Origin of the sequence: Exiguobacterium sp. s89 (assembly GCF_018617735.1) — a bacterium.
Classification (GTDB): Bacteria; Bacillota; Bacilli; order Exiguobacteriales; family Exiguobacteriaceae; genus Exiguobacterium; species Exiguobacterium marinum.
Genome location: NZ_JACSKS010000003.1, coordinates 13878 through 26780, shown reverse-complemented (window position 1 = coordinate 26780; position 12903 = coordinate 13878). Strand labels below are relative to the sequence as shown.

Below are 12903 nucleotides of genomic sequence, written 5' to 3'. Positions count from 1 at the left end.
TTCAAGCTTCTTGTACATGTACGTTCAACGTCGCGACGACGTCATGGTGCAACTTCACAGGCACTTTCGTGAAGCCGAGCGCCTTGATTGGGTGCTCGAGTTCAATTTTACGCTTATCAATCTTGTAGCCCATTGTTTTAAGGGCATCCGCGATTTGTTTGCTTGTGACTGACCCGAACACGCGACCGCCTTCCCCTGCTTTCGTCGTGACGGCGATCGTCTCTTTTTCAAGCTTCTCTTTTAGTTGTTTCGCTTCGTTCAACTCTTCTTCTGCGGCCTCTTCGGCACGACGTTCTTTCGCTGCGAACGCTTTTAGGTTCCCAGGTGTCGCTTCTACCGCCAAATTTTTCTTGAACAAGACATTTTTCGCGTAAGCGTCTGCCACATTTTTCACTTCTCCAGCTTTTCCTTGCCCTTTTACATCTACTTTCAAAATGACTTTCATTCTAATTCCTCTCCTTCAGTTTCATCTGTTACATAATGATCGATTGCCTCTTTCAACATGGCATTCGCTTGTTCGCGACTCACTTCGAGCTGCGTCGCCGCATTCGTCAAATGTCCACCACCATCAAGCATTTCCATGATGACTTGAACATTGACGTCACCGAGGGATCTTGCGCTAATCCCTGTTCGTCCATCCGGTAAAATCGCGATGACGAATGATGCTTTCACGCCTTCCATATTTAACAGTTGGTCTGCCGATTGGGCAATCAACACTTGATGATGCGCCTCATCGTCAGAAGCGACCGCAATCGCCATGCCGCCTGCATAAATTTCGGTGTTTCTCAAAATCTGAGACTGCTCGATATAAGCATCGAGGTCCTGGCGCATAAAATGCTGTACGAGAACCGTATCCGCCCCTTGAATTCGTAAGAAAGATGCCGCGTCAAACGTACGCGAGCCTGTTCGGAGCGTAAATCCTTTCGTGTCGACCATGATTCCTGCAAGAAGCGATGTCGCTTCCAAAATGGAAAGCTTGCGGCTTCCCGCCTGATACTCAATCAGCTCCGTGACAAGTTCACATGTTGATGACGCGTATGGCTCCATATAAACGAGGACCGGATCTTCGATAAACTCTTCCCCGCGACGGTGATGGTCGATGACGACGACTCGTTCCGCTCGGTAGAGAATATCTTTTGAAATGACGAGCGATGGACGGTGTGTATCGACGACGACGAGAAGCGTCTGCTCATCAATGAGGGGTTGTGCTTCATATTCGGTTAGGAACTGGCTAATCAACGCGTCATCGTTCTCTACTTCTTGGACGAGGCGTTGAATTCCGATACTCGTTTCGCCAGACGGAATCACGACATACGCCTCACGTCCGACAAACTCAGCCAATTTCATAATCCCGATGGACGCCCCGAGTGAGTCCATATCTGGATTTTTATGTCCCATTATGAGAACACGACTCGATTCTCGAATCAAGTCACGCATCGAGTTCGAGATGACACGTGCCCGGACGCGCGTCCGCTTTTCGGTCGGGTTTGTCTTCCCTCCGAAGAAACGTACTTTTCCGTTGTGACGTTTGACAACAGCCTGGTCACCACCACGACCAAGTCCGAGGTCTAGACTTGACTGAGATAAGTTGCCGAGCTCCGTTAGCGTTGTCTCTCCACATCCAATCCCGATCGATAACGTCAACGGGATCCTCTGCTCTTTCGTCGCTTCACGTACTTCATCTAAAATTGAGAATCTGTTGTTTTCAAGTTCAGATAACGTTCGCTCGTTCATGACGAGGAAAAAGCGATCCGCCGCTGTACGGCGCATGTAGATGTGATGCTGCTGTGCCCATTGATTGAGAAGTACCGTCACACGACGATTGATCTCACTACGCACTTGTTCATCCACCGCAGTCGACATCTCATCATAGTTATCCAAGTACAAAATACCAATGACTGTTTGCGATTGCACATACTTTTGCTCAATTTCTGCTTCCTCGGTCATGTCAAATAAATAAAGGGTTTGATGTATTTGATTGTAGTAGACGCGGTAGACACGATCGCCTACTTCAATCGTGGCTTCATCCTCTTCCTCTTCAATCAATTCAGCGAATGCAGAATGGAGCGCGTCGAGCGGGACTCCAATCGCCATATCGAGTTCGAAGATCAATCGCGATTGTTCGTTAAACCAACTGATGCGCCGGTCTTGATCAAAGACTAAAATTCCAATCGGCATCGTCGTCAACGCTTCTTTCCCGACCTCTTCGATTTGATGAGAGAGTGAGAGGACATACTGTTCCCAATTTTTACGCTCCCGTCGCATTGTTACTTGCTGATAGATGAAGAAAATCAGCGTGCCCATAAACAGGGTGATTGCCGCCACAATATTGTAGAACGCCAATCCTAACGAGACAAGGACTCCAATCACATATGGAACCATGTGACGCGCGTATTGGTTCTTCACGGATGTTAATGCTTCACCACTGTGCATGTATGCCTCCTAAAATGAGTAATGTTCACCCATGGAATCGTAAAGGTTTCTGCTCTATCATACCATATTCGTCGGTTTCACTTACACACTTACAGACGAGATGAAATACAAAAAAACGACTTATCCAAAAGGATAAGTCGTTCGTCAAACATTACTCTGCAACGTATGGAAGCAAAGCCATTTGACGTGAACGCTTGATAGCGACAGTAAGTGGACGTTGGTATTTCGCTGAAGTACCAGTCACACGACGTGGAAGAATTTTACCACGCTCTGAAACGAAGCGTTTGAGTAATTCTACGTCTTTATAATCGATATGAGTGATGTTGTTCGACGTAAAGAAACATACTTTACGACGACGACGACCTCCTGGACGACGTGCCATGTGAAGACCTCCTTTATAAGTTAGTTTTTCATGTCAACGATGATTAGAATGGCAAATCATCATCTGACAAGTCAATTTTGTTGCCACCCGAGAACGGATCTGCATCAAAACCTTTATTTGAAGACTGGTTTGAGGACTGAGATGAAGTCGAAGCAGCTCCTGCGCCCCATCCTGATCCACTTGACTCACCACCACTGAAGACATCTCCAGATGGTGCTTGCTCACGTTGCCCTGAAGCTCCGCGTGGTTCAAGGAAGCGTACGCTGTCGGCGACTACTTCTGCCCGGTAACGACGTTGGCCATCTTGTCCTTCGTAACTACTGATTTGAAGGCGACCGTCAACGCCGGCCATGCTGCCCTTTTTCAAGTATTGTGCTACGTTCTCTGCTTGTTTGCGCCAAACGACACAATCAATAAAGTCCGTCTCGCGCTTCCCATCCTGCCCAGCAAATGGACGATCGCAAGCGAGAGTAAAGCGTGTTACGGCGATTCCGCTCTGCGTATAACGCATTTCCGGATCGCGAGTCAATCGACCAACTAACACAACTCGGTTAATCATCTCCAAGATCCCCTTTCACGATACGAAACGTTAAGGATTAACGCTCGTCTTTTGTTGTCATTTGACGGACAACGTCGTCAGAGATCTTCATGAGACGCTCTGTTTCTTGGATCGCTTTAGGTTCAGCAACGATGTTAAGAAGAACGTAGTGTCCTTCACGCATCTTGTTGATTTCATAAGCGAGACGACGTTTACCCATGTCTGTTGTTTTTTCAACAGTACCACCGTTTTCAGTGATGACGTTGTTGAAGCGTTCGATTAAAGCTTTCTTCGCTTCCTCATCAACTGATGGACGGATAATGTAAAGAAGTTCGTATTTACGCATTATCTTTCACCTCCTCTTGGACTAGCGGCCCCTACCAATTGCAGGAGCAAGGAGCAAACAATTGTTTTACTCACGTCATAATATACTATCAAACTTACTTAACTTTTACAATACGTTTCCGAAAATCAACTTATACGTTGAAACGGAATGTGACAACATCGCCGTCTTGGAAGACGTATTCTTTTCCTTCAGAACGAAGTTTCCCTTGTTCTTTTACCATCGTCATATTGCCAGCCGTTGAAAGATCGTCATATGAGACGACTTCGGCACGAATAAAGCCCCGTTCGAAGTCTGAGTGGATGACACCAGCACACTGTGGTGCTTTCATCCCTTGTTTGAACGTCCAAGCACGAACTTCTTTTTCACCTGCAGTGAAGTACGTTGCAAGACCGAGTGTCGAATAAGCCGCACGAATCAATTGATCGAGTCCAGACTCTTCGATGCCGAGATCTTGTAAGAACTCAAGACGTTCTTCAGGTTCGAGTTCTGAAATTTCTTCTTCGATGCGTGCACAGATGACAATCACTTGCGCCCCTTCTGTTGTCGCGTGATCACGGACGGCTTGAACATGTTCGTTTGCATCCGCATCCGCTACTTCTTCTTCACTGACGTTTGCCACGTACAACATCGGTTTCATCGTCAATAGTTGGAAGTGCTTCACGATTGCCAATTGGTCATCCGTGAGCTCTGCGACACGGGCAGGACGTTCTTCTTCTAAGACGGCTTGCACGATTTCAAGTGCCTCGAGTTCTTGTGCGGCACCTTTATCTTTTGATTTGACCATTTTTTGAACACGCGTGATCCGTTTTTCAACTAACTCGAGGTCGGCTAAAATCAATTCAAGGTTAATTGTCGTAATGTCGTCTATTGGTGAGACACGACCCGCGACGTGCGTGATGTTCTCATCTTCAAAACAACGAACGACTTGGCAGATTGCATCGACTTCGCGAATATTCGCTAAGAACTTGTTTCCGAGTCCTTCACCTTTTGAAGCCCCTTTAACGATTCCGGCGATATCTGTAAATTCAAACGCTGTTGGAACCGTCTTTTTTGGTTTGACGAGTTCTGTCAATCGATCAAGGCGTGCATCTGGTACTTCTACGACGCCGACATTCGGGTCGATCGTCGCGAACGGATAGTTAGCCGCTTCGACTCCTGCTTGTGTAATCGCATTAAACAATGTCGATTTCCCGACGTTTGGCAATCCGACAATTCCTGCTGTTAATCCCACTAATAGTTCCTCCTCATCCGGTGTTTCCCGGGAAATGTTAAACCGTCTGTGGAGTGGGTACATTCAGTACACCACACCGTCACATCCTTCACAATTATAGATAGTCCACGATTAAACCGCAACTCACGTTCATAACCTAAAGAAAAACGCCGCTTATTCCGCGGCGTTGCCTTGCTCAAGCACTTTCTTGAATCGCTTATCAAAGTCCCGGCGTTGCATGAGCACACTTGCTCCACAACCTTGACATTTGATGCGAATGTCCATCCCTACACGTGTGATTTGCCAGCGATTCGTCTTGCAGGCATGTGGTTTTTTCATTTCCACAATATCGTTCAACGCATAAGTTTTACTGTGCATTTTCTACTTCTCCTCCTTTAGGAGTCGGGTTAGGGGGTAACATAACCGTACGTGGGTACGGAATTTCAATATTGCGTTTGTCGAATCCGGCTTTCAATTCTTTATGCAGAATCCGGCCGGCTGTGAAATGTTGGGTCGGTGGTACTTCTGCCATCAAGCGATAGACGACCTCTGAAGCCCCGAGCGATTGCACGCCAGCAAGGGTAATCGGTTCGATGAAGAGGTCATGATATTTTGCCTCAACTTCTTTTGCGATTTCTTTAATCGCCGATTCAACGCGTTCCATGTCTTCTTCATAAGCAACACCAACATCGACGACCGCCACACTGTTTTCAAGTGAGTAGTTCGTCACTTGCATGATCTGTCCGTTCGGAATAATGGATACTTGTCCGTTCAATCCTTTTAACTTTGTCGTCCGGATGCCGACTTCGATGACGATCCCTTCAACTTCTTGGTTCAAGCTGACGTAATCCCCATTTTTATACTGGTTTTCGAAAATGATGAACGCACCGGTGATGACGTCTTTCACCAAACTTTGGGCACCAAATGAAATAGCGAGACCTGCCACACCGGCCGAAGCAATCAACCCGGCAATATTTACGCCGAATTGCCCAAGCACCGTCAGGACCATGATCAATCCGATGACATAACGAATCGTATTTTGTGCCAGTTTCAATAACGTTTCGTTCTGTCGTTGTGCGACAATGTCATTTTCTTTTATTTTTCGGAGCGTAAACACGCGTTCCACCATCGTGGTCAAGATTCTTGTCGCGATGTATAAACCAAGGATAATGAGCGCCACACCGGCGAGTTTAATCCCAAGCCCAATCCACATGTCCGTATCTTTGAAATATTCCACGAATCGGTTCACGCTATCAATCGTTTCATCCGCAACCGTGTTTAAATCTTTTTCTGTATTTTGCGAAGCCATCTTTTCACCTCAAAAGTCGTAGATTCTAAATCATCAAAACACATTTCGTGACTTTTCTCAAACACTGCATTCGGAAGTTTAGATGTTTTCCACTTTTGGGAATGGTTTAATACGAGATCAATCCCCCATCGCAACTAGGAATAGGCAGCTTAGAAGAGAGGATGAGATTCATGCCGTTTCGCTTAAAACCTCATAAACCATACTCCTTCTTCATTGAACACACTGAGCGGAGTGGATCCAGACTGCTTGCGGACCAGCTTCATGAACAGTTGGCCAATGAAGCCCATCGCCCCATCGTCCTTGTTTGCATCGGTTCGGACCGTTCGACCGGTGATTCTCTCGGTCCCCTCGTCGGGACGTTCTTGGAAGAACGTCACATCCGGAATTTACACGTTTACGGCACGTTAACCAAGCCCGTACATGCGCTTAACTTGGTGGAAACGTTGCATGAGATTCAAACACGCTTTCATCAGCCGCTCATTATTGCTATTGATGCTTGCCTCGGTCGTTTGTCGAGTGTCGGGTATGTCTTTTTCTCAGAAGGGCCACTTGCCCCTGGCGCGGGTGTTCAAAAAGAACTTCCGGCAGTAGGCGCTTATAATATAAAAGCCGTCGTAAACGTGAGCGGGTTCATGGAAATGATGATTTTGCAGAATACCCGCCTTCATCTCGTTTATGAACTCGCACGCTTCATTACAGACGGGTTCGTCGACTTTGATGCACGCATCGGACGTCTTCATCATGAAGAGGCCGCCATCACACGACTTCGTCAGTCACGGGACGAGTCAAAGTCTTGAGGTGATAATAACGTCAACAATTGTTCCAAGTCGTCTTGTGAAAAATACTTCAACTCGAGGACGCCCCCTTTTCTGCGTGGGCGAATCGATACATCCATTTGAAGACGCTCTGCAAGCACCGCTTCGACCGCTTCGATATCGGCGTTCGATTGCTTCAGCGTCTTTTTTTCTGTGCGCTCTTTTTGTAAGTAACGCTCAAGGCGTCGGACCGTCCAATGCTCGGTGATGACGCGTTTTGCGATCTGTTCCATCAATTGTTCCGACTTCACACCTGTAATGGCCCGCGCATGACCCATCGTTAAATCTCCGACCATGACCGCGTGCTGAACCGCACTCGGTAAGCGAAGCAAACGTAAGCTGTTCGTCACGTGGCTTCTACTTTTCCCGACACGGTCTGCCAACTGTTGTTGCGTCAGTCCTAGCGTCTTCATCAATTGTTCATATGCGACCGCTTCTTCGATCGCGTTCAAGTCTGCTCGCTGTATGTTTTCAATCAAAGCTAGTTCCATGACCCGATCCGAGTCGGCCGTGACGATTAAAGCGGGAATGTCTTCTTGCCCGGCGAGTTTCGCAGCCTGAAATCGCCTTTCTCCGGCGATGATTTCATAGTATCCAGTCGCTTTTCGAACGACAATCGGCTGTAATACCCCGTAGCGCTCAATCGATTGACGCAATTCTTCGAGTTTTTCCACCTCAAATTGTTTCCGGGGCTGATTCGGGTTTGGGCGAATGAATTTTAAGGCTAATCGTTCCATCTACAAACCTCCTTCATCGTATGAAAAAGCACGGACTCATTTTTGAGGCCGCGCTTTCGGGATGCGAATTCGAATTTCAACAAATTCCTCTTCGTCTACTTCTTCAGTTTGGACATCAATCCCTGTTTTCCCAATCAAATCGATTGAGTCACGAATCGTGTTAATGGCGATTCGCGTGTCGCGCGCAAAACTCTTCGTCCGACGACGTTGTTTTTTTGGTTTACGCTTTTCTTCCTCGATTGGCGTTGTCAAAAAGGCGACTCGCTCTTCCGTCTCCTTGACGTTGAAGTCTTGCTCCAATACTTCAGCGAGAACTTGGAGTTGTAATCCTTCTTCTTTTAACGGTAGCAGTGCACGCGCATGTCGTTCATTGATCCGACGATCGCGAAGCGACTGTTTTACATCCTCAGGTAATTTCAACAAACGCAACTTATTGGCAATCGTCGACTGACTCTTCCCTAAACTCTTCGCGAGCGCATCTTGAGTCAAGCCGTTCAAGGCAAGTAAACGATCGTATGCTTCTGCCTCTTCGATTGGGCTCAACTGCTCACGCTGCAAGTTTTCAATCAGGGCGAGTGCGGCTGTCGTATCATCGTCCATATCGCGAACGATTGCCGGGATTGCTGACCAACCGAGAGATTTCACCGCTCGGAAGCGACGCTCTCCGGCAATGATTTCATAGCAGTCCCCGTCTGCCTTTCGGACCACGATTGGTTGAAGCAGCCCGTGTTCCGAAATCGTCGTTGCCAGTTCTTCAATTTTAGCCGGTTCAAACACTTTTCGTGGTTGGTAACGGTTGGGACGTAATCGTGATAACGAGAGTTCCTGTACCGTGTCATCCGCTCGAACTTCCGCAATCTGAGTCACGGCAACTTCGTCTTTTCGATTCACACCGAACAATTTCGCAAATCTATTCTTCAACGTCGGGCACCCCTTTTTATGTAAAAAAATAAGCAGACTCCACCACTGGAATCTGCTTTTGTTTCACGTGAAACGACATCATCAGATAAGTGGCTCTTTCGCCGGCGTCCCCGCTTTACGCGGATATTTCCCGGGCGTTTTTCGTAGTTTATCTACAACTACGATATTACGCTCACTCATCTCTCCTGGCAATAGGAACTGGTATGTCGATTTTTCTTTTCCGCCTAGAACAGCTAAAGCGTTTTTGGCATCTGCCATCTCGTCAGAAACCTTGGCCGCTTTAAGCGCGACGAAGCTTCCGCCTAATTTCGCGAGTGGTAAACAGTATTCCGCCAACACGGTCATGCGGGCAACCGCACGCGCTGTGACGACATCAAACTGTTCACGGAACTTTTTATTTTTCCCGAACTCTTCGGCCCGCCCATGATGGAAAGCGACACCTTCTAGTCCGAGGGCAAGGGCCAACTCGTTCAAGAACGTGATGCGCTTATTCAATGAATCGATGATTGTGACGTGTAAGTGCGGGAATAAAATTTTAAGAGGAAGACTCGGGAATCCCGCCCCCGCCCCGACATCACATACCGTTTCGACTTTCGTGAAATCGAAGTGAAACGCTGCGCTGAGCGAATCATAAAAGTGTTTCAAATACACTTCTTCCTGATCTGTGATGGCTGTTAAATTCATTTTTTCGTTCCATTCGACAAGCATTTCGAAGTAGCGTTTGAACTGAGTGAGTTGTGTCTCATTCAATTCAAACCCTTCAGCTCGTAACGCTTCAATAAATTGAGATTCGTTCATCGTTTCACTCCACCGTTGCGTATTGTCCTTGTTCGATGTAGACGAGCAAGATTGACACGTCTGCCGGATTTACGCCTGAGATGCGTGACGCTTGTCCGATCGAAAGGGGACGAACTTGTTTTAGTTTTTGTTTTGCTTCTGTCGCGAGACCACCGATTGCATCGTAATCCAAGTTTTCTGGGATTCGTTTTTCTTCCATACGACGCATCTTCTCGACTTGTTCAAGCTGTTTGGAAATATAGCCTTCATACTTCACTTGAATCTCAACTTGCTCTTTCACTTCAAACGACAATTCTTCCGCGGATGGAACGACCGTCATGAGCGCTTCATAAGATACTTCCGGACGTTTCAACAAGATGTTGGCATGCGTCGCTTCTTTGAGCGGGTGTGCACCGAGTGATTCGAGCATCTCATTGACTTCAGGTGTCGATTTAACGACAAGTGACGCAAGTCGCTTCACTTCTTTTTCAATCGCTATACGCTTCTCGTTGAGGTGGGCATGACGATCTTCTGAAAGTAATCCGATCTCATACCCGATGTCGCTAAGTCGCAAGTCCGCGTTGTCATGACGCAACAAGAGACGATATTCGGCACGCGAAGTGAGTAGACGATACGGTTCGTTCGTCCCTTTCGTCACGAGGTCATCGATCAAGACGCCGATATACGCTTGCGAACGGTCCAAGATGACAGAGTCTTTACCGAGCACTTTGCATGCGGCGTTGATTCCCGCCATGATGCCTTGTCCGGCCGCTTCTTCATAACCACTCGTCCCATTGATTTGTCCCGCTGTGAAGAGACCTGGGACTGCTTTTGTTTCGAGAGTTGGCCAAAGTTGAGTCGGTACGACCGCATCGTACTCGATCGCATAACCCGGACGCATCATCTCTGAGTTTTCAAGACCTGGGATTGTCCGAAGCATTTGATGCTGCACATCTTCTGGCATACTCGTCGAGAAGCCTTGGACGTAAATTTCTTCTGTGTCGCGACCTTCTGGCTCCAAGAAGATTTGGTGACGCGGTTTATCGTTAAATCGAACGACTTTGTCTTCGATTGATGGGCAATAACGTGGTCCCGTCCCTTTGATCGCGCCCGAATACATCGGTGAACGATGAAGGTTCTCATCAATCAATTGATGCGTGCGCTCACTCGTGTATGTGAGCCAGCATGGAATTTGTTCGATCGGGTTCAAATCCGTCGATGTGTACGAGAAGAATGATGGATTCTCGTCTCCTGGCTGAATCTCCGTCTTCGAGTAATCGATTGTCTTTCCGTCGATTCGTGGTGGTGTCCCCGTTTTGAATCGAACCAAGTCGAGACCGAGCTCTTCTAGATGCTTCGACAGCTCGACCGATGGCATTTGGTTGTTCGGACCGCTTTCATAAGCCAATTCACCGATGATGATTTGACCACGCATGAACGTTCCCGTTGTGACGATGACAGCTTTCGCGCGATATTCTGAACCCGTGTTCGTTACCACGCCGCGTACTACCCCGTCCTCAATCAACAAGCGTTCAACGAGTGCCTGACGAAGAAGTAAATTCGGCTCGTCTTCTAGCACTTTCTTCATATGATTTTGGTATTGGAATTTGTCCGCCTGTGCTCGTAACGCACGTACCGCCGGACCTTTCGATGTGTTGAGCATCTTCATTTGAATGTATGTCGCGTCAATCGCACGACCCATCTCACCACCGAGCGCATCGATTTCACGTACGACGATCCCTTTCGCCGGTCCACCGATTGAAGGGTTACAATACATGAACCCGACCATGTCTGGATTCATCGTCAGCATCGCTGTTTTCGCACCCATTCGAGCCGATGCGAGTGCCGCTTCGATCCCTGCGTGCCCGGCCCCGATGACGATGACGTCAAATTCGCCTGCCGTATAAGCCATATTCGTTCCTCCTTATTATTTCCCAAGACAAAATTGTGAAAAGAGCTGGTCAATCAAGCTCTCTTGTACGGTATCTCCATTGATTTCACCGAGCGTATCCCACGCACGACGTAAATCGATTTGGACCATATCGATCGGCATATTCATGACGGCACTGCCGAGCGCCTCATCAATTTGGCCAATCGTTCGTTTGATTAACTGAATGTGTCGAGCGTTCGAGATATATGTCATATCCTGCGACTCGACGCCTTTTGCGAAGAAGAGGTTTGCAATGGCCGCTTCAAGCGCATCGATTCCCTCATCTAGTAAGAGCGACGTCGCCACGATCGGACGTCCTGCCGCTAGTTTCTCTAGCTTAGAAGAATCCATGTTTTGTGGCAAGTCCGTCTTATTGATGATGATGATGGCATTCATGTCTTTGACCGCTTCAAACAACGCCTCATCCTCAACTGTCAATCCTTCATGACCGTTCAAGACGAGAAGGACCAAGTCCGCAGCTTCCAATGCCTTCCTCGACTTCTCCACACCGATTCGTTCGACGATGTCTTCTGTTTCCCGAATCCCTGCAGTATCAATCAATTTGAGCGGAACGCCTTTCACATTGACGTATTCCTCAATCGTATCACGCGTCGTCCCAGCGATTTCTGTGACAATTGCCTTCGTCTCTTGAACAAGCGTATTCATGAGTGAGGACTTTCCGACGTTCGGTCGCCCGATAATCGCCGTGCCCAAACCTTCACGTAAGATTTTCCCTTGCTTTGCTGTCTCAAGCAACTGCTCAAGGATGTGCTTGACTTCGCCAGCCTTCTCTTCGACGATGGCCTGTGTCATCTCTTCTGCATCATATTCCGGATAGTCGATGTTGACCTCGACTGCCGCAATCGTCTCGAGTAATTGTTGGCGTAACTCACGAACGAGTCGTGATAATCGTCCTTCCATTTGAGACATCGCAACGTTCATTGCCCGGTCCGTCTTCGCTCGAATCAGGTCCATGACCGCTTCTGCTTGAGATAAATCGATACGACCATTCAAAAAGGCGCGTTTTGTGAACTCGCCTGGTTCTGCTAAGCGGATGTCGGGTTGGTCGAGAATGAGCTCCAGGACACGATTGACCGCCACGACGCCCCCATGACAATTGATCTCGACGACATCTTCTCGTGTGAACGTCTTCGGTGCGCGCATAATACTGACCATGACTTCATCGACGACCTCGCCCGTATCAGGATATTTCAACGTTCCATAATGAATCGTATGTGAATCGACTGTTGTTAAGTCTTTTCCAGAAAACACATTGTTCACCGTTTCGACCGCCAAATCGCCCGATAATCGGACAATCCCGATGGCACCTTCACCCATCGGTGTCGAAATCGCTGTAATCGTGTCAAACTCTAGCATCTTTCTCCCTCCAAACCTAAACATCTTCTTCTATCATATGCATAACGAACCTACTATACACGATATTCGACTTGAACGAAAGCGTTCGTCCATCAATAAAGTCATTGCGAATCTTCCCATTATTTTCG

Annotated in this window: 14 protein-coding genes; 1 reads left to right on the top strand and 13 read right to left on the bottom strand. The window is 47.7% G+C overall.

The genetic code is table 11. The features are described from left to right. Position 1 precedes the first annotated feature (1 nt). The 8 genes from rplI to KNO96_RS09920 form a co-directional block, all read right to left on the bottom strand. Positions 2–445, bottom strand: coding sequence for a 50S ribosomal protein L9 (gene rplI / locus KNO96_RS09955; protein WP_214700773.1), 444 nt, complete (start codon positions 443–445; stop codon positions 2–4). Next, positions 442–2433 (bottom strand): DHH family phosphoesterase, encoded by a 1992-nt coding sequence (locus tag KNO96_RS09950; RefSeq protein ID WP_214703533.1) that lies wholly within the window; start codon positions 2431–2433, stop codon positions 442–444. Before KNO96_RS09950 ends, rplI begins: the two co-directional genes overlap by 4 nt. A 151-nt stretch (positions 2434–2584) precedes the next feature. Next, positions 2585–2815 (bottom strand): 30S ribosomal protein S18, encoded by a 231-nt coding sequence (rpsR, locus tag KNO96_RS09945; RefSeq protein WP_015880232.1) that lies wholly within the window; start codon positions 2813–2815, stop codon positions 2585–2587. 43 nt (positions 2816–2858) lie between these two features. Beyond that, positions 2859–3374 carry a single-stranded DNA-binding protein gene (gene ssb / locus KNO96_RS09940; protein ID WP_026824728.1) on the bottom strand — a complete coding sequence of 172 codons (516 nt, stop codon included), beginning with the start codon at positions 3372–3374 and terminating at the stop codon, positions 2859–2861. A gap of 37 nt (positions 3375–3411) precedes the next feature. Beyond that, positions 3412–3699, bottom strand: a complete 288-nt coding sequence (gene rpsF, locus KNO96_RS09935) for a 30S ribosomal protein S6 (RefSeq protein ID WP_026824729.1) — start codon at positions 3697–3699, stop codon at positions 3412–3414. A gap of 130 nt (positions 3700–3829) precedes the next feature. Beyond that, the gene (ychF, locus tag KNO96_RS09930; RefSeq protein ID WP_026824730.1) at positions 3830–4930 is read right to left on the bottom strand and encodes a redox-regulated ATPase YchF; all 1101 of its coding nucleotides are present in this window, start codon (positions 4928–4930) and stop codon (positions 3830–3832) included. A gap of 153 nt (positions 4931–5083) precedes the next feature. After that, positions 5084–5287, bottom strand: a complete 204-nt coding sequence (locus KNO96_RS09925; RefSeq protein ID WP_026824731.1) for a DUF951 domain-containing protein — start codon at positions 5285–5287, stop codon at positions 5084–5086. Further along, positions 5277–6218: a mechanosensitive ion channel family protein gene (locus KNO96_RS09920; RefSeq protein ID WP_051545930.1), complete on the bottom strand. Its 942-nt coding sequence runs from the start codon at positions 6216–6218 to the stop codon at positions 5277–5279. The genes KNO96_RS09925 and KNO96_RS09920 overlap by 11 nt, the downstream gene beginning before the upstream one ends. A gap of 170 nt (positions 6219–6388) precedes the next feature. On the opposite strand from KNO96_RS09920, the gene yyaC reads away from it, so the two are divergent. Continuing rightward, positions 6389–7015: a spore protease YyaC gene (gene yyaC / locus KNO96_RS09915; protein WP_026824733.1), complete on the top strand. Its 627-nt coding sequence runs from the start codon at positions 6389–6391 to the stop codon at positions 7013–7015. On the opposite strand, the gene KNO96_RS09910 is transcribed toward yyaC, so the two are convergent. From KNO96_RS09910 to mnmE, 5 genes are all read right to left on the bottom strand, one after another. After that, a complete protein-coding gene (locus KNO96_RS09910; protein WP_214703532.1) occupies positions 6988–7770 on the bottom strand; it encodes a ParB/RepB/Spo0J family partition protein in 783 nt (260 codons plus the stop codon). The two genes, yyaC and KNO96_RS09910, sit on opposite strands and share 28 nt — an antisense overlap. A 36-nt stretch (positions 7771–7806) precedes the next feature. Further along, entirely contained in the window at positions 7807–8691 is an 885-nt protein-coding gene (noc, locus tag KNO96_RS09905) for a nucleoid occlusion protein (protein WP_015880224.1), read from the bottom strand. 81 nt (positions 8692–8772) lie between these two features. Then, entirely contained in the window at positions 8773–9489 is a 717-nt protein-coding gene (gene rsmG, locus KNO96_RS09900) for a 16S rRNA (guanine(527)-N(7))-methyltransferase RsmG (protein ID WP_214703531.1), read from the bottom strand. A gap of 4 nt (positions 9490–9493) precedes the next feature. Further along, positions 9494–11380, bottom strand: a complete 1887-nt coding sequence (mnmG, locus tag KNO96_RS09895; protein WP_214703530.1) for a tRNA uridine-5-carboxymethylaminomethyl(34) synthesis enzyme MnmG — start codon at positions 11378–11380, stop codon at positions 9494–9496. Positions 11381–11395: 15 nt separating this feature from the next. After that, complete coding sequence (mnmE, locus tag KNO96_RS09890; protein WP_214703529.1) at positions 11396–12775, bottom strand: tRNA uridine-5-carboxymethylaminomethyl(34) synthesis GTPase MnmE; 1380 nt, start codon at positions 12773–12775, stop codon at positions 11396–11398. Between the last annotated feature and the right edge of the window lie 128 nt (positions 12776–12903).

Coding starts and splice junctions, on each gene's coding strand:
- rpsF (WP_026824729.1), bottom strand. CDS start 3,699: ATGCGTAAATACGAACTTCTTTACATTATCCGTCCATCAGTTGATGAG.
- ssb (WP_026824728.1), bottom strand. CDS start 3,374: ATGATTAACCGAGTTGTGTTAGTTGGTCGATTGACTCGCGATCCGGAA.
- KNO96_RS09925 (WP_026824731.1), bottom strand. CDS start 5,287: ATGCACAGTAAAACTTATGCGTTGAACGATATTGTGGAAATGAAAAAA.
- KNO96_RS09950 (WP_214703533.1), bottom strand. CDS start 2,433: ATGCACAGTGGTGAAGCATTAACATCCGTGAAGAACCAATACGCGCGT.
- rpsR (WP_015880232.1), bottom strand. CDS start 2,815: ATGGCACGTCGTCCAGGAGGTCGTCGTCGTCGTAAAGTATGTTTCTTT.
- KNO96_RS09920 (WP_051545930.1), bottom strand. CDS start 6,218: ATGGCTTCGCAAAATACAGAAAAAGATTTAAACACGGTTGCGGATGAA.
- rplI (WP_214700773.1), bottom strand. CDS start 445: ATGAAAGTCATTTTGAAAGTAGATGTAAAAGGGCAAGGAAAAGCTGGA.
- mnmE (WP_214703529.1), bottom strand. CDS start 12,775: ATGCTAGAGTTTGACACGATTACAGCGATTTCGACACCGATGGGTGAA.
- yyaC (WP_026824733.1), top strand. CDS start 6,389: ATGCCGTTTCGCTTAAAACCTCATAAACCATACTCCTTCTTCATTGAA.
- KNO96_RS09910 (WP_214703532.1), bottom strand. CDS start 7,770: ATGGAACGATTAGCCTTAAAATTCATTCGCCCAAACCCGAATCAGCCC.
- mnmG (WP_214703530.1), bottom strand. CDS start 11,380: ATGGCTTATACGGCAGGCGAATTTGACGTCATCGTCATCGGGGCCGGG.
- rsmG (WP_214703531.1), bottom strand. CDS start 9,489: ATGAACGAATCTCAATTTATTGAAGCGTTACGAGCTGAAGGGTTTGAA.